The 14973-nt window shown below is 63.2% G+C and carries 16 protein-coding genes and 1 pseudogene; 7 read left to right on the top strand and 10 right to left on the bottom strand.

Features of this window, described 5'->3' with window-relative positions:
* Positions 1-4: 4 nt before the first annotated feature.
* The 3 genes from THI_RS18610 to THI_RS16545 all read left to right on the top strand — a co-directional run bounded on the left by THI_RS18610 (position 5) and on the right by THI_RS16545 (position 2622).
* Positions 5-866, top strand: a protein-coding gene (locus THI_RS18610) for an IS5-like element ISThsp21 family transposase (RefSeq protein WP_141130653.1) whose coding sequence is annotated in 2 segments (ribosomal slippage) — positions 5-414 and positions 413-866 — 864 coding nt in all. Because the reading frame shifts where the segments join, the coding sequence is not laid out codon by codon here.
* A 74-nt stretch (positions 867-940) separates the two neighbouring features.
* Positions 941-1285 carry a hypothetical protein gene (locus THI_RS16550; protein WP_013107418.1) on the top strand — a complete coding sequence of 115 codons (345 nt, stop codon included), beginning with the start codon at positions 941-943 and terminating at the stop codon, positions 1283-1285.
* A gap of 233 nt (positions 1286-1518) precedes the next feature.
* Complete coding sequence (locus THI_RS16545; protein ID WP_013107417.1) at positions 1519-2622, top strand: J domain-containing protein; 1104 nt, start codon at positions 1519-1521, stop codon at positions 2620-2622.
* A gap of 552 nt (positions 2623-3174) precedes the next feature.
* Here THI_RS16545 and THI_RS16540 read toward each other — a convergent pair.
* The 8 genes from THI_RS16540 to urtA form a co-directional block, all read right to left on the bottom strand.
* Positions 3175-3516 (bottom strand): type II toxin-antitoxin system RelE/ParE family toxin, encoded by a 342-nt coding sequence (locus tag THI_RS16540; protein ID WP_013107416.1) that lies wholly within the window; start codon positions 3514-3516, stop codon positions 3175-3177.
* A gap of 5 nt (positions 3517-3521) precedes the next feature.
* Positions 3522-3791: a type II toxin-antitoxin system Phd/YefM family antitoxin gene (locus THI_RS16535; RefSeq protein WP_013107415.1), complete on the bottom strand. Its 270-nt coding sequence runs from the start codon at positions 3789-3791 to the stop codon at positions 3522-3524.
* Positions 3792-3988: 197 nt separating this feature from the next.
* Complete coding sequence (locus THI_RS16530; protein WP_013107414.1) at positions 3989-4825, bottom strand: urease accessory protein UreD; 837 nt, start codon at positions 4823-4825, stop codon at positions 3989-3991.
* A 306-nt stretch (positions 4826-5131) separates the two neighbouring features.
* Positions 5132-5824 (bottom strand): urea ABC transporter ATP-binding subunit UrtE, encoded by a 693-nt coding sequence (gene urtE, locus THI_RS16525; RefSeq protein WP_013107413.1) that lies wholly within the window; start codon positions 5822-5824, stop codon positions 5132-5134.
* A gap of 27 nt (positions 5825-5851) precedes the next feature.
* Positions 5852-6700 (bottom strand): urea ABC transporter ATP-binding protein UrtD, encoded by an 849-nt coding sequence (gene urtD / locus THI_RS16520; RefSeq protein WP_013107412.1) that lies wholly within the window; start codon positions 6698-6700, stop codon positions 5852-5854.
* Positions 6693-7826 (bottom strand): urea ABC transporter permease subunit UrtC, encoded by a 1134-nt coding sequence (urtC, locus tag THI_RS16515; protein ID WP_013107411.1) that lies wholly within the window; start codon positions 7824-7826, stop codon positions 6693-6695. Before urtC ends, urtD begins: the two co-directional genes overlap by 8 nt.
* Before the next feature lie 6 nt (positions 7827-7832).
* Positions 7833-9485 carry an urea ABC transporter permease subunit UrtB gene (urtB, locus tag THI_RS16510; RefSeq protein WP_013107410.1) on the bottom strand — a complete coding sequence of 551 codons (1653 nt, stop codon included), beginning with the start codon at positions 9483-9485 and terminating at the stop codon, positions 7833-7835.
* Between the two features lie 158 nt (positions 9486-9643).
* Positions 9644-10885 (bottom strand): urea ABC transporter substrate-binding protein, encoded by a 1242-nt coding sequence (urtA, locus tag THI_RS16505; RefSeq protein WP_013107409.1) that lies wholly within the window; start codon positions 10883-10885, stop codon positions 9644-9646.
* A gap of 343 nt (positions 10886-11228) precedes the next feature.
* Between urtA and ureA the strand changes: the two genes are divergently transcribed.
* The 4 genes and pseudogenes from ureA (at position 11229) to THI_RS16485 (ending at position 14265) form a co-directional block, all read left to right on the top strand.
* Positions 11229-11531, top strand: coding sequence for an urease subunit gamma (gene ureA / locus THI_RS16500; protein ID WP_013107407.1), 303 nt, complete (start codon positions 11229-11231; stop codon positions 11529-11531).
* A 23-nt stretch (positions 11532-11554) separates the two neighbouring features.
* Positions 11555-11860 carry an urease subunit beta gene (locus THI_RS16495; protein ID WP_013107406.1) on the top strand — a complete coding sequence of 102 codons (306 nt, stop codon included), beginning with the start codon at positions 11555-11557 and terminating at the stop codon, positions 11858-11860.
* Entirely contained in the window at positions 11860-13599 is a 1740-nt protein-coding gene (gene ureC, locus THI_RS16490; protein ID WP_013107405.1) for an urease subunit alpha, read from the top strand. Before THI_RS16495 ends, ureC begins: the two co-directional genes overlap by 1 nt.
* 22 nt (positions 13600-13621) lie before the next feature.
* A pseudogene (locus THI_RS16485) lies at positions 13622-14265 on the top strand (LysE family translocator).
* Positions 14266-14351: 86 nt separating this feature from the next.
* Here THI_RS16485 and THI_RS16480 read toward each other — a convergent pair.
* Both THI_RS16480 and THI_RS16475 read right to left on the bottom strand, forming a co-directional pair.
* Positions 14352-14738: a type II toxin-antitoxin system death-on-curing family toxin gene (locus tag THI_RS16480; protein ID WP_013107404.1), complete on the bottom strand. Its 387-nt coding sequence runs from the start codon at positions 14736-14738 to the stop codon at positions 14352-14354.
* A complete protein-coding gene (locus THI_RS16475) occupies positions 14735-14962 on the bottom strand; it encodes an AbrB/MazE/SpoVT family DNA-binding domain-containing protein (RefSeq protein WP_013107403.1) in 228 nt (75 codons plus the stop codon). The genes THI_RS16480 and THI_RS16475 overlap by 4 nt, the downstream gene beginning before the upstream one ends.
* Positions 14963-14973: the final 11 nt, after the last annotated feature.

Raw genomic sequence — 14973 nt, 5'->3', positions numbered from 1 at the left:
TGCATTGGCCAAGCGAGCGGAGTCGTGGGTCGTGACGGATGCATTCTGGCAACGGGCGGAGCCTTTGGTTCCACAGCGGGTCGCGCCGGTCGACAGGGTGTATAAGCGCAGGCCCGGGGCGGGGCGACCGCCGAAGCCAGCGCGGCAGGTGTTTGAGGCGATTGTGTACGTGCTGCGCACGGGCTGTCAGTGGAAGGCGTTGCCCAAGGAGCGATTTGGCAGTGCCAGCGCCGTGCACAAGCGCTTCCTGGAGTGGGAAAAGGCAGGTTTCTTCGAGGCGCTGTGGAAGGCCGGCTTGGCCGAGTACGACGACATGCAAGGCATTGCGTGGCGATGGCAGAGCGTGGACGGCGCGATGACGCGTGCGCCGCTGGCACAGCAATCCGTCGGGCCAAACCCGACGGATCGGGGGAAAAAATGGGAGCAAGCGTCACCTGCTGGTGGACGGCCGTGGCGTCCCGTTGTTGCTCATCGTGACCGGGGCGAACATCAATGACTGCAAGCGCCTGGACGAGGTGCTGAGCGCGATCATGGTCAAGCGCGAGAGCCCACCGTCGCGGCGCCACAAGCACCTGTGCGCAGACGCCGGCTATCGCGGTGCCGACAACGCTCGCACCATCGAAAAGCATGACAACATCGCCCACGTCGTCAGCCGCCGCAAAGAGGCAGACATCAAGCGGCGTGACCCGACGAAGAAGGCGCGACGTTGGGTCGTCGAGGTCTGCCATAGCTGGTTCAACCGGTTGCGCAAGCTGCTGGTGCGCTACGAGAAGCTCGAGCGCAGTTTCGTCGCGCTCAACCACCTCGCCGCAGCGATCATTGCGTTCCGGAAGGTGCCGCTCCAGGTCAATATTATTTACGGATAGATTCTTAGGAAAGATCTGCACAACCCACTGCGAAACGCGGGTTGATGTGCGTCTGTTCACACTACGTGCTTGTCATGTCCACGCACAGCTTCGCGCTAGTGCTTGCGGCGGTTGCACTAGCGCACACCTGTTCGAGCATGGTGTTCAACATCGCTTACACCGCGCGGCTTCGCCGATTCAGCCCCGAGGAGACCGCGGCGATCAGTGTGAGGGGCGCGCAGTTGGTGCTGCTCGTGCAGTCCACCCTGGCGCTGGGTGCAGGGTGGCTGGCCGAACGGCTGGCCTTGCGAGAGGCACTGCTGGTTCTGGTGCTGCCGGGTCTGGCCTTGGCGTCATTCGGGCTACTCACTTTCCTGCGGGCAGACGACGACTCTGCACAGCCGCCGCAACCTATTCAGGCCGAAGCCGGAGCGGTTTGAAGTGTTCGTGCCGAACGAAAATTGACCCACTTCTGAAAGTGATGCGGGGTTGGCGGCTCTGGCCATTCCATCGTTCGACCCATGCGCATCGGTTCATGCAGGCCATCGGGTAGTATCAGGCCGCTTTGTCCGCCGCCTTGCTCGGTTCGCCGCAAGCGTCGACAACGCTCTGGATAAGTCGCCCACCGCCTCGAACGACCGCCGACGCCACCCAGCCATAATCGATTGTTCCCATGTCCTTCCCCGCGATCACCCTGCAGCCCCCTGTTTCTGGCAAGCCGCTGAGCAAACAGCAAAAGGCTTTCAACACCCTGGTCGGCAAGATCCACCGTGCCCGCAATCGTCTTCAGCAATGGCACGATGCGATGCAGCGTGCGGCCCAGGCACAGGCTGCGCAGATCGACCCCAAGATGCGCAATCTCAACGCGATGCGCAAAGAACTCTTGCTGGCCCTGGACGTCATGCAAGCTGATCCCGGGTACAACAAAACTGACCACAAGCGCCTGCGCGCCATGATCGAGGTACTTGCGCATGCCTGCCTGAGCATTCAGCACGACGCGGATATCGAGGCGATCCTGAACCGGCAGCGTGCACCGGCGCGTGAGGAACGCGAATCTGGGATGGGTGACCTGTTTGGCTTCGACGAGTTCAGTCAAGCTGAAGCTCAGGATGCCGACGCGCCTGAGGTCGATGGCTTCGATGCGGAGGCTGACGACAGCGCCGGATTTCACCGACGGCATCAGATCGACGTGGAGAAGCGGCCGCGAGACGCCCAAACCCCGTCCCTGCGCATCATCTACCGCAAACTCGCCAGCGCGCTGCATCCTGACCGCGAGTCTGACCCCGAAGAGCGTGCGCGCAAGACCGCCTTGCTGCAGCGCGCCAATCAGTCTTACAAAAACGGCGATCTCCTCGCCTTGCTCGGCCTGCAACTTGAAATCGCCATGGTCGACGCCGCCCACCTTTCGTCTCTGGCCGACGCGCAGATCAAGGACTATGTCCGGGCGCTCAAAGCCCAGCTTGCCGACCTGGAGGATGAGATCACCCTGATCGAGCAGGATCTGCGGATCAACATGCCCTTCGCCGCATCCGCCGGGAAGCTCGATCCCCGCGCGATCGACACTCTGATCGAACAGGAACTCGACGCCCTGGAGATGGTCGAGGGCGAACTGAAATCGGTGCTTTCGCGCAAAGCCGAGGTGCGCTTCATGAAATCCTGGCTGCGTGAGCAAGAGCGTTCCAGCCAAGCACTGGCCGAGGAGAGCTGGGAGGAGGCATTGGCTGCGCTCGAAGACTTCCTCGCCCAGGAGCTGAGTCCCCGCCGCCGACGTCGATGAACACCCCTGCGCAAGCTGAACGGATGCCTGGGGCCTTTGAACGCTTCACCTTTCACGGCGAGCTGCGCAGAGGAAGATACTGGCCGTCGTCGTAAGACGGCGGTGAAACAGGCATCGACGAACAGGAAGTCCGCTTCGATCATGGGCGCTGTGGAGCTGGTGGGCAGCCGTTGACCGGGGCGCGGACGGCAGGCAGTCCACGAGAGCGCGACAGCGGAGGCGACCGTCCAAATCCCCGGCGACTCACAGCGTCATTGCCGTCTTTGGTCCATTCTTCACCAGAATGGACACGGTCATGACATTGGCTGCCGCATCCAAAGCGGCTAACGGGCCAGTTGGCGGACGATCAACTCACCCGCACCGTGGCGGCGTTGTTGTCGCAGGGTCTCTGGTCAGCATGACCGGGTGACCCACGACGGCATGCGCTTGCCCGCCCAAGCAGGTGCGAGCAGCTTAAAGCGGCAGCCCTCACTTCAACGCCAAAATCAGCGGGAATCGGCTTGGACTGGCCTGTCGAGCTTACGGGCGTCGGCTCGGTTTGCTATCTTCGGGTCAAGCGCCCAACAGGCGGCGAGCAAGCACGGTTTGCAGGTCACGGCGTCCGTCCGCTATCAGGTAAATGATGACCTGGCGGCCTGTGACACGATAGACCACGCGGTACGGCTTGAGAAAGGTCTGACGGTATTCCTTGATTCCAAGGCCGAGTAGCTCTTTCGGATAGCTGCCGCGTTCGGGGAATCTCGACAGGCTCTGCACAACACCCATCAAGTCATCCAACACCTGATTGGCGTTGGCGACGCAATCCAGTTCGGAGATGTAATCGTGGATGGCCTCCAAATCCTGTTCCGCGCCCTCAGTGAGCAGGACTTCAAACTGGGTCGGCGTGTCGGCCATCAGACTCAGGCGCGTTTGGCGCGAAGGCGGGAAACGACGTCAGCTACAGGTGTGACCTTGCCAGCAACGACATCCTGATTTCCAAGCGCCAGGATTTTTAACAGGGCCAGCGTTTCTTGCGTTTCTTCGAACGAGGCGACGTCCTGCAGAACCGCCTTGGCCTCGCCGTTTTGGGTGATGACCATCGGTTCACGCTGCTGCGCGAGGCGCGTTAAAACCTCAGCCGCGTTGGCTTTGAGATAGCTGATGGGCTTGATTTGTGACGAGTAGCGCATGGCTATGCTCCAGACTTGGAAAAGACTTAATATAGTCTTTTTATGGTTCCATGGAGATGTGGATGCGTTAAGCGACAAACGATCCCGGTGTCCTTTTCCGCTGTGGTGATCCTAGGCCGGGGGGCGGGGCATTTCTCTTTCCCTACGTCCCATCCATGGCAAACGACCTGCGCGCGGCGCCAACCTTGAACGGGTTGTCAAGTCGACCAAACGCGCGGCGCGCAGTCTTCCACACCCCACCCCGTCTGCCGCCAAGCAGCCCACACCGCGCGGCACAGCGCCGCCACCGGCTCGATGCGATGCCCGAGCACCCGCAAGGCAACGATCTGCGCATGCGGTGCGGTAGCGCCAAAAAGTACGCTGGCCTGCTGCGCGTCATCGGCCGCCTGCCGCGCCACATCGAGCAGCGCCTCACGGCGTGGCGAGGCCAGCGGGCTGCCCGCGGCGAAGAACAGGGTGGCCAGCGCGGTATGGCCGCGCAAACCGCCCGGCCCATGCAGCAGCGCGTCGTCGTCACCCGCGATGCAACCGCGCTCCAACCAGATGCCGGGCAGCTCGATGTGCTGGGTGAAGCGGCCGGAGCGGAACGCGGCGTCTGCCGCAGGCAGACCAAGCGCGAGCAGATCCCAGGCCATCAGCTCGGCGCCCGGCGCGAGGTGAAAGCGGCTGCGGTTCTCGCCCAGGCAGTCGTTGTAGGCCAGGGTCTCAAGCGGCAGCCATTCCAGCCTTGCGCCCGGCGCCAGCCGGGCTTCCAGGGTCTGCCGCGCAGGCGCGCCGGTGCTGCGATAGAAACGTCCTGCCCCCGGCGTGGTGACCAACGCATGCGCGCCTTCTTGCACCGACAGGTCGATGTCCAGAATGTCGCCGCCCACCAACCCGCCCGGCGGGTGCACCAGCACCTGATGGCAGATTTGAGGGTCTTCGGGATAGTGGCTGGCCAGCGCGCGCAGGCCGCCCTCGTGTTGGTGGCGCAGCACCGTGCGCGCCGGTTCGGCGGAGAACCGCAATTGCAAGCGGGAGTGCCAAGGCGTCATGTATGAACAGGAGAAAGTCGAACAATATCGTCTAGCAGCATCACACAATGCAGATTGGCTTTGTAACAGAGACCCGATATGTCTTGGTCGGCCCTGCAAAATTCAAAGACCATTTCTCCTTCGCCCACTCGTTGAGGGCTGGAGAGAGTAGGCCGCGTTCAGGATGGTCTCGGTCAGACCGAGTGAGCTATGTGGACGTCTGCACCACGGTAATCCACACCCTTGTGCTGAAAGTGGACGCGAGCTGGACAGGCCAGCCCACAGCTCGGTCGATGCGCGTGTAGTGCGGTGGGCTGTCGCACACCCTCAAACCGCGATCAGATCACGGACACCGTCAACGTCCATATCGGCGCCCTGGCCGGACTTGATGATTTCGCCGCGCGACATGACGCAATAGGTGTCGGCCAGTGATTTGGCGAAGTCGTAGTACTGCTCGACGAGCAGAATGGCCATGTCACCGCGCTGGGCAAGCATGCGGATGACGCGCTCGATGTCCTTGATGATCGAGGGCTGGATGCCTTCGGTGGGTTCGTCGAGGATGAGAAGCTTGGGGCCTGCGGCCAGCGCCCGGGCGATGGCGAGCTGTTGTTGCTGGCCGCCGGAAAGGTCGCCGCCACGGCGGTGCAGCATCTGCTTGAGCACGGGGAACAGTTCGAACAGTTCTTGCGGCACGGTGGCGGCACCGGGCTTGTAGGCCAGGCCCATGTGCAGGTTTTCTTCGACGCTGAGGCGGGGGAAAATTTCTCGGCCCTGCGGCACATAGCCGATACCCAGCCGGGCACGGGCGTCCGGGCGCAGGGTGTCAATGCGTTCGGCATCGAGGGTGATGCTGCCGCTCTTGATCGGCACCAACCCCATGAGGGATTTAAGCAGCGTGGTCTTGCCCACACCATTGCGGCCGAGCAGGGTGAGCACTTGACCTTTTTCAAGACGCAAGCTGACGTTGCGCAGGATGTGGCTGCCGCCGTAGTACTGGTTGACCGTGTCGATGTTGAGCATGGTGTGTGGCTGGTTCAGCGTCCAGATTCAGCGTCCAAGATAGACCTCGACCACGCGCTCATTGGCCTGTACCTGTTCCAGGCTGCCTTCGGCGAGCACGCTGCCTTCGTGCAGCACGGTGACTTTGTGGGCGATCTTGCGCACGAACTCCATGTCGTGCTCCACCACCATGAGGGTGTGATTACCCGCCAGTGAGATGAACAGTTCGGCGGTGCGGTCGGTTTCAAAGTCGGTCATGCCGGCCACGGGCTCGTCAAGCAGCAGCAGTTGCGGTTCAAGCATCAGCAGCATGCCGATTTCCAGCCATTGCTTTTGGCCGTGCGACAGGTCACCGGCGCGGCGTGCAGCCTGGTCGTGCAGGCGAATTTGTTCCAACACTTCTTCTACTCGCTGGCGCTGCGCCGCGCTCAGGCGGAAGAACAGGGTGTTGCGCGCGCGCTTGTCCGACTTGAGGGCCAGCTCCAGGTTGTCCTGCACGCTGAGGTCTTCAAACACGGTGGGCTTCTGGAACTTGCGGCCTACCCCGGCGGCCACCACCTCGGCCTCGCGCAGCTTGAGCAGGTCGATGGTCTGGCCGAAAAAGGCGGTGCCCGAGTCGGGCCGCGTCTTGCCGGTGATGACGTCCATCATGGTGGTCTTGCCCGCGCCATTGGGTCCGATGATGCAGCGCAGCTCGCCCACGTCGAGCGAGAGGCTGAGTTTGTTGAGGGCGCGAAAGCCGTCGAAGCTCACGCTGATGTCGTCGAGATAAAGGGCTACGCCGTGGCTCAGATCCACGCCGGGCTGCATGACGTGGCCGTAGCCCGCGGTGGCATCACCGCTGAGTTCGGGCTGCGGCTCCTGGTACACGATCTCCCGCCAGTCAAGATTAGCCACGGCGCGCCCTCCACTGCTTGAGCAGGCCGACGATGCCATATGGCGCATACAGCGTGACCACGATGAACAGCCCGCCCAGCACATACAGCCAGACTTGCGGCATGGCCACGGTCAGCCAGCTCTTGGCAACGTTCACGAGCACTGCGCCGACGATGGGGCCGATGAGCGTGCCGCGCCCGCCGATGGCCGTCCAGATGGCGATCTCGATCGAGTTGGAGGTGGACATTTCGCTGGGGTTGATGATGCCCACCTGCGGCGCATACAGCGCTCCCGCAATGCCGCACATCATGGCCGAAATCGTCCACACTCCGAGCTTGAACCACAGCGGGTTGTAGCCGCAGAACATCACGCGACTCTCTGCATCGCGCACGGCGGTGAGCACGCGGCCGAACTTGCTGCGCACCAGCCAGCGCGAAAACAGAAACATCAACACCAAGGTGAGGCTGCTGGCGACGAACAGCGACACCGTCATGCCCGCCGTGCCCATGGGAAAGCCCAGCAGCACCTTGAAGTCGGTGAGGCCGTTATTGCCGCCGAAGCCGGTTTCGTTGCGGAAGAACAGCAGCATGGCCGCATAGGTGAGCGCCTGGGTGATGATGGAGAAATACACCCCCTTGATGCGCGAGCGGAAGGCGAAGAAGCCGAATATGAAGGCCAGCAGGCCAGGAGCTGCCACCGCGAGAAACAGCGCCCAGGCAAAATGTTCGGTGCCCACCCAGTACCAGGGGAAATGCGTCCACTGCATGAACTGCATGAAGTCGGGCAGATTGCCGCTGGCCGCATTCATCGCCCGGTTGAGGTACATGCCCATGGCATAGCCGCCCAGAGCGAAGAACAGGCCGTGGCCCAGCGACAGAATGCCGGCGTAGCCCCAGACCAGATCCATCGCCAGCGCCACCATGGCGTAGCAAAGAATCTTGCCCGACAGCCCGACCCAGTATTGCGATAGATGCAGGCTGCTGCCCTGCGGCAGAGCCAGCGCCAGCAGCGGCACCAGCACGGCGGCGATCAGCAGAAAGCCGATCAGCGCAGCCCAGCCCCACAGCGGCAGAAAGGCCGTGGGTGACTGCAGTTGCACCCGCGGTGGTGGCACCAGCGTGCCGGATTCATTGAGGATGGCGGCCATTGAATTTCAGCTTTCCACGCTGCGGCCCTTGAGGGCGAACATGCCCTGCGGGCGCTTCTGAATGAACAGGATGATGGCGACCAGCACCGCGATCTTCGCCAACACCGCGCCCGCCACGCCTTCGAGCAGAGTGTTGGCCACCCCCAGGCTCATGGCCGCAGCCACCGTGCCGGTGAGCTGACCCACGCCGCCCAGCACCACCACCATGAAGCAGTCGACGATGTAGCCTGTTCCCATCTCCGGGCTGACGTTGCCGATCTGGCTTAGCGCGCAACCCGCCAGACCCGCGATGCCGGTGCCGAGGCCGAAGGCCAGCATGTCCACCCGCGCGATGCGCACCCCCACGCAGGAGGCCATAGGCCGGTTCTGCGTGACCGCGCGCACGAACAAGCCCAGGCGCGTGCGGCTGATGAGCAGCCACATGCCCAGTAGCACCACCACGGTGAAGGCGATGATCACCATGCGGTTGTAGGGCAGGATGAGATTGGCCATGAGGTTGAATCCGCCCGACATCCACGGCGGGTTGTCCACCTGCACGTTCTGCGGCCCGAACAGGCTGCGCACTGCCTGGATCAGCACCAGGCTGATGCCCCAGGTGGCCAGCAGGGTTTCAAGCGGCCGCCCGTACAGGCGGCGGATGATGGTGCGCTCGATGAGCATGCCGATGCCCCCCGCCACGACGAAGGAGAACGGCACCGCAGCAATCAGCGCGTAGTGCACATAGCCCGGCAGATAGTGCTGGAACAGGCTCTGCATCACATAAGTGGCGTAGGCGCCGATCATGATGAACTCGCCCTGCGCCATATTGATCACGCCCATCAGGCCGTAGGTGACGGCCAGGCCCAGCGCGGCCAGCAGCAGGATGCTGCCCAGGCTGATGCCCGAGAACAGCGTGCCCAGCCGCTCGCCCCAGGCCAGGCGGCTGTCGATCTCAGAAAGGCTTTTTTCGATCTGCGTGCGAACCAGCGGAGACGACTCAATGTAGGCGCCGTCTTTCTTGTCCAGCCGAGAGAGCAGCAGGGCGCGCACCGCCGGGTAGTTGCTGGCCGCCAGTTGTTTGGCCGCGGCCAGACGGTCGGCGGCGCTGGCGCTGGTGAGCAGAATGGCGGCGTGCAGCAGTTGCAGCCGCTGCACGATCTCCGGGTCTTTCTCGGTTTTCAGCGCCTGTTCAACCAGACCGCGATCGACCGAGGTGGGATCGTCCTGCAGTTGCTGCACGGCCTTGAGCCGCTGCGCGCGCTGCGGCGAAAACAGATCGAGCGCGGCGCGGGCCGACTGCAGCTCTTTACGCACATAGTTGTTGTTGACCACGCCCTGCGCGTTGTCGCTGGGGGTGACGGCTTTGCCGGTGGCCAGGTCGATCCAGTCGTTGCCTTTTTGCACTTGCACCATGTCGCCATCGATCTGCACGTCGCCGTTGAGCAGCTTGTGCAGAAAGTCGGCAAGTTGCGGATCGGGCTTGGCCACGGCCTTGTGCAGGGCGGCGATGCGGGCGTCGGTGTCGCCGCTGGAAATGGCCAGCGCTTCCTGCGGGGTGAGGGCATGGGCCTGCGGCGTCAGGCCGGGCAGCAAACCGAGCAGTAAACCGAACGACAGCGGGCCGAACGCCATGCGCAGCCATGCGCCGGGCCGGCCCCACAGAGAGCGCGTAGAGGTCATGGTCGTGAAAGAAACAGGGAAGGTCGATGCTTTCAAGACTCCCCACCCCAACCCTCCCCGCGAGCGGAGAGGGAGCAAACCATCGCGATACGCTGTGATTTGCCCCTCCCCACGGCGTGGGGGAGGTTGGGAGAGGGAGTGTTTGCGTTGCCGAACGATCAGGCGTTTTTCGGTCTGGGGATGTAGGGGCTCCAGGACTCGCCCGGGACCAGACCCTTGGACTTCCACACCACGTCGAACTGCGCCTTGTCGTTAATCTGGCCGATGAACACCGGCTTGCTCAGATACTGGTTCTCCAGCACTTCGACGGTATAGCCATCAGGGGCGGCGAACTTCTGCCCGATCAGTGCCTTGCGCACTTCATCGGTCTTGGTGGACTTGGCCTTCTCGACGGCCTGCTTCCACAGATGGATGCCGATGTAGGAGGCTTCCATCGGGTCGTCGGTGACCGGATAGTCTTTCAGCTTTTCCTTTTTCACCCAGTCTTGCCACGACTTGACGAACTTGGCATTGCGCGGATTTTTCAGACTCTCGAAGTAGTTCCACGCGGTGAGCTGGCCGACCAGGGGCTTGATGTCCATGCCCGCAATTTCCTGCTCGGCGATGGAGAAGCCGACCACCGGAATGTCGGTGGCCTTGATGCCCTGGTTGCCCAGCTCCTTGTAGAACGGAACGTTGGAATCGCCATTCACGGTGGAGATCACGCAGGTCGGGCCGGCCGAGGCGAACTTCTTGATGTCGGCCACGATGTTCTGATAGTTGCTGAAGCCAAACGGCGTATAGACCTCGGCGATGTCCGCATCCTTCACGCCCTTGGAGTGCAGGAAGCCGCGCAGGATGGCGTTGGTTGTGCGGGGGTACACATAGTCGGTGCCCAGCAGGAAGAAGCGCTTGGCGCCGCCGCCGTCTTTGCTCATGAGGTATTCAGTGGCCGGAATGGCTTGCTGGTTGGGCGCAGCACCCGTGTAGACCACATGCTTGTTCTGCTCCTGGCCTTCAAACTGCACCGGATAGAACAGCAGGCCGTTGAGCTCGTCGAGCACGGGCAGCACCGACTTGCGCGACACCGAGGTCCAGCAGCCGAAGATGGCCGCCACCTTGTCCTGACTGATGAGCTGGCGCGCCTTCTCGGCGAACAGCGGCCAGTTCGAAGCGGGGTCAACCACCACGGGCTCGATCATGTGGCCGTCCACGCCGCCTGCGGCATTGATCTCGGCAATGGTCATCAGGTCCACGTCCTTCAACGCGGTTTCGGAAATGGCCATGGTGCCCGAGAGCGAATGCAGGATGCCGACCTTGATCGGTTTCTTGCTCGCAGCAATGGCGGGGAATGACAGCGTGCTGGTCGCCGCTGCGGCAACTGCGCCGCCAACGGTCTTGAGTGCGGTACGACGATCCATGTTGGAAATTCCTCCAGAGGTTGTGGTGGGGTGCGACACGCTGTGTTGTGCAAGTCGCGTGCCACGGTTTTGTCTGCCCCCTCAGCACGGGGTGACAGTTCGATGACACTTGGCCCGAACTTGCGCCGCGCGGGCCTGAACGCGCCCCACAATCTGTTTTGAGGCACCACCGCGCGCATCAGCTCGATCGTCTTTGGTGCGTTCGCACCAAACCGGGGCAAACGGAGACCCGCACCGTTCCAGCAGGGGCGGCAGGTCTGCTTTTTGCTGCAGCACCAGCCTGCGCTTTCGATGTGGCCTCGCGTTAAGCTCACCTCACGATTCCCGTTCCATCCGCCGCCCCATGGACCTCACCCCCCGCGAAAAAGACAAGCTGCTGATCTTCACCGCCGCGCTGCTGGCCGAGCGCCGCAAGGCGCGCGGCCTCAAGCTCAACGTACCCGAGGCCATCGCCTACATCACCGCCGCAGTGATGGAAGGCGCGCGCGACGGCCGCACCGTGGCCGAGTTGATGAGCTTTGGCCGCACCTTGCTCAGCCGCGACGAGGTGATGGACGGCGTGGCCGAACTCATCCCCGATATTCAGGTGGAAGCCACCTTCCCCGACGGCACCAAGCTCGTGACCGTGCACCAGCCCATTGCGTGAATCCCCCAATCTGGAGCGTTTCAATGATTCCTGGAGAAATCCTTTGTGCCGAGGGCGACCTCGCTCTCAACCCCGGCCGCGCCACCTTGAGCGTGGTGGTGGAAAACGCGGGCGACCGGCCCATTCAGGTCGGCTCGCACTATCACTTTGCGGAAACCAATCCGGCGCTGCGCTTTGACCGCGCAGCCGCGCGCGGCATGCGGCTGCACATCGCCAGCGGCACCGCGGTGCGCTTCGAGCCGGGGCAGCAGCGCACGGTGGAGCTGGTGGCCTTCGCGGGCGAGCGCGTGGTCATCGGTTTCCGGCAAGACGTGATGGGAGCGCTGTGATGGCCACGATCTCCCGCCGCGCCTATGCCGAGATGTACGGCCCCACCACCGGCGACCGCGTGCGCCTGGCCGACACTGACCTGCTCATCGAAGTGGAAGACGACTACACCCTGCGCGCCGGAGGCTATGGCGAAGAGGTGAAGTTCGGCGGCGGCAAAACCATCCGCGACGGCATGGGTCAGAGCCAGCGCACCCGCGCCGAAGGGGTGATGGATCTGGTCATCACCAATGCGCTCATCCTCGACCACTGGGGCATCGTCAAGGCGGACGTGGGCATTCGTGGCCAGCGCATCGCCGCCATCGGCAAGGCGGGCAATCCGGACGTGCAGCCGGGCGTGGACATCATCATCGGCCCGGGCACCGAAATCCTCGCGGGGGAAGGCATGATCCTCACCGCCGGGGGTATCGACAGCCATATCCACTTCATCTGCCCGCAGCAGATCGAAGAGGCGCTGATGAGCGGCGTCACCACCATGCTGGGCGGCGGCACCGGCCCGGCCACTGGCACCAACGCCACCACCTGCACCCCGGGGCCGGAAAACATCGCCCGCATGTTGCAGGCGGCCGATGCCTTCCCGATGAACCTGGGTTTTCTCGGCAAGGGCAACGCCAGCCAGCCCGCGGCGCTGCGCGAGCAGATCGAGGCCGGCGCCATCGGCCTGAAGCTGCACGAAGACTGGGGCACCACGCCCGCGGCGATCGACTGCTGCCTCTCGGCGGCAGAAGAGACCGATGTGCAGGTGGCCATCCACACCGATACGCTCAACGAGAGCGGCTTCGTCGAAGACACCATCGCGGCATTCAAGGGCCGCACCATCCATACCTTCCATACCGAAGGCGCGGGCGGTGGCCATGCGCCCGACATCCTGCGCGTGCTGGGCGAGGCCAATGTGCTGCCGTCCTCCACCAACCCCACGCGGCCCTTTACCGTCAACACCATCGACGAGCACCTCGACATGCTGATGGTGTGCCACCACCTCGACGCGGGCATCGCCGAAGATCTGGCTTTTGCTGAAAGCCGCATCCGCCGCGAGACCATTGCCGCCGAAGACGTGCTGCACGACCTCGGCGCCATCAGCATCATGTCCAGCGACAGCCAGGCCATGGGGCGCGTGGGCGAAGTGGCGCTGCGCACCTGGCAGACCGCGCACAAGATGAAAGCGCAGCGCGGCTGGCTGGCGCCTCCGGCTTCGGGTGGCGCCCAGGGCAATGACCGCAACGATAACTTCCGCGCCAAGCGCTACATCGCCAAATACACCCTCAACCCTGCACTGGCGCACGGCATCGCGCACGAAGTGGGCTCGGTGGAAGCGGGCAAATGGGCCGATCTGGTGCTGTGGCGCCCGGCGTGGTTCGGCGTGAAGCCCAGCGTGATTCTCAAAGGCGGCTTCATCGCCGCCGCACTCATGGGCGACGCCAACGCGTCCATTCCCACGCCGCAGCCTGTGCATACCCGTCCCATGTTCGGCGCCTTCGGCGGCGCGCGCACCGCCACCTCGCTGACCTTCGTGTCCCAGGCCGCGCTGGCCAACGACATCGGCCAGCGTCTGGGCTTGCACAAGTCGCTCGCCGCCGTGCGCGACTGCCGCAGCGTGAAAAAGGCCGACATGGTGCACAACGCCTACACCCCGCGCATGGAGGTGGACGCGCAGACCTACGAGGTGCGCGCCGACGGCGTGCTGCTCACCTGCGAACCCGCGACCGTGCTGCCGATGGCGCAGCGATATTTCTTGTTTTGACTTCCCCAAAACAGAGATTGAAATGCCGACCTTGACTCACTTCTTCACCTTTGCCCTGGTTGCTCTTGGCATGGTGCTGACACCCGGGCCGAACATGATTTATCTCATTTCACGTTCGATCTCCCAAGGCCGCAGCGCTGGACTCATCTCCTTGGGGGGAGTGGCTCTGGGTTTCGTGTTTTACATGCTGTGCGCGGCATTCGGCATCACGGCACTGTTGCTGGCGGTGCCCTATGCGTATGACGCGCTGCGCTTTGGCGGCGCGCTGTATTTGCTTTATCTCGCCTGGCAAGCGGTCAAGCCGGGAGGCCACTCGCCGTTTCAGATGCGCGATCTGCCTGTGGACCCGCCGCGCAAGTTGTTTGCCATGGGCTTTGTCACGAATCTGCTGAACCCCAAGATTGCGGTCTTGTATCTGTCTTGTATCTGTCGCTCCTGCCGCAGTTCATCGACCCTGCGCATGGCTCCGTGCTCGGCCAGTCGTTGGCGCTGGGCATGACACAAATCGTGATCAGCCTTGCGGTGAACGCGCTGATTGTTCTCATGGCCGGTTCGATTGCCAGCTTTCTGGAGCTGCGGCCAATGTGGATCACCGTGCAACGATGGCTGAAGGGGATGGTGCTGGCCGCTTTGGCCGTGCGCGTGGCCACTGAGGCGCGTCGGTAGGCTTGTTCGCGGACACTGCCTGCGTCCACTGATCGGTGCGTCATCTCCAGCTGCCGACATCCACATAGAGTGCTCAATCCCATTGCTTAGCGCGGCAGCAGATGCGACCGTATCCACGCGGCAAACGCGTCTTCGCCCATGTCGCCAGAAGCGACGGCGAGCATAGTGAGCACGCAGGCGGCATCGCCGGCGGCGAGTTCATGGCCGTTGAGCATCAGGAACAACTCGGCGGCGACGAAGGCGGTGCGCTTGTTGCCATCGACGAAAGGATGATTGCGCGCCAGCCCCCAGCCATATGCGGCGGCCAACGCGGCGGCGTCGGGCTCGCCGTAGGCGGCCAGGTTCTCCGGCCGCGCCAGCGCCGATTCAAACAACCCCGTATCGCGCGTGCCTGAGGCGCCGCCATGCTCGGCCAACTGCTCTTCATGTACGGCCTGCAGTACTGCAGGGTCGAGCCAGATCCAGCGGCTCATTTGGCCAGTTCACGCAGGACGTTGCGCCGCTTTTTCATCACACTGCGTGCGGCAAGCATCTGCGACTCGAACTCGGCGCTGTAGGGCGATAGCATCACAGCGCCATTCGCCGCCTCGGTGACGAACACCGTGTCGCCCTTTTCCAGTTTGAGGCGGGCGAGGAGTTCCTTGGGCAGAATGACGCCAACGGAATTGCCGATCTGGGTGAGTTTGAGGGCGGACATGCGGTTCTCCT

The sequence above is a fragment of the Thiomonas arsenitoxydans genome (assembly GCF_000253115.1).
GTDB classification, from domain to species: Bacteria; Pseudomonadota; Gammaproteobacteria; order Burkholderiales; family Burkholderiaceae_C; genus Thiomonas; species Thiomonas arsenitoxydans.
The sequence above is the reverse complement of the archived record's forward strand: the minus strand, read 5'-3'. Positions and strand labels throughout refer to the sequence as shown.

Bases quoted from the DNA above. Each gene is read 5' to 3' on its own strand.
- THI_RS16550 (WP_013107418.1), top strand. From the start codon at position 941: ATGTCCACGCACAGCTTCGCGCTAGTGCTTGCGGCGGTTGCACTAGCG.
- THI_RS16545 (WP_013107417.1), top strand. From the start codon at position 1,519: ATGTCCTTCCCCGCGATCACCCTGCAGCCCCCTGTTTCTGGCAAGCCG.
- THI_RS16540 (WP_013107416.1), bottom strand. From the start codon at position 3,516: ATGGCCGACACGCCGACCCAGTTTGAAGTCCTGCTCACTGAGGGCGCG.
- THI_RS16535 (WP_013107415.1), bottom strand. From the start codon at position 3,791: ATGCGCTACTCGTCACAAATCAAGCCCATCAGCTATCTCAAAGCCAAC.
- THI_RS16530 (WP_013107414.1), bottom strand. From the start codon at position 4,825: ATGACGCCTTGGCACTCCCGCTTGCAATTGCGGTTCTCCGCCGAACCG.
- urtE (WP_013107413.1), bottom strand. From the start codon at position 5,824: ATGCTCAACATCGACACGGTCAACCAGTACTACGGCGGCAGCCACATC.
- urtC (WP_013107411.1), bottom strand. From the start codon at position 7,826: ATGGCCGCCATCCTCAATGAATCCGGCACGCTGGTGCCACCACCGCGG.
- urtB (WP_013107410.1), bottom strand. From the start codon at position 9,485: ATGACCTCTACGCGCTCTCTGTGGGGCCGGCCCGGCGCATGGCTGCGC.
- urtA (WP_013107409.1), bottom strand. From the start codon at position 10,885: ATGGATCGTCGTACCGCACTCAAGACCGTTGGCGGCGCAGTTGCCGCA.
- ureA (WP_013107407.1), top strand. From the start codon at position 11,229: ATGGACCTCACCCCCCGCGAAAAAGACAAGCTGCTGATCTTCACCGCC.
- THI_RS16495 (WP_013107406.1), top strand. From the start codon at position 11,555: ATGATTCCTGGAGAAATCCTTTGTGCCGAGGGCGACCTCGCTCTCAAC.
- ureC (WP_013107405.1), top strand. From the start codon at position 11,860: ATGGCCACGATCTCCCGCCGCGCCTATGCCGAGATGTACGGCCCCACC.
- THI_RS16480 (WP_013107404.1), bottom strand. From the start codon at position 14,738: ATGAGCCGCTGGATCTGGCTCGACCCTGCAGTACTGCAGGCCGTACAT.
- THI_RS16475 (WP_013107403.1), bottom strand. From the start codon at position 14,962: ATGTCCGCCCTCAAACTCACCCAGATCGGCAATTCCGTTGGCGTCATT.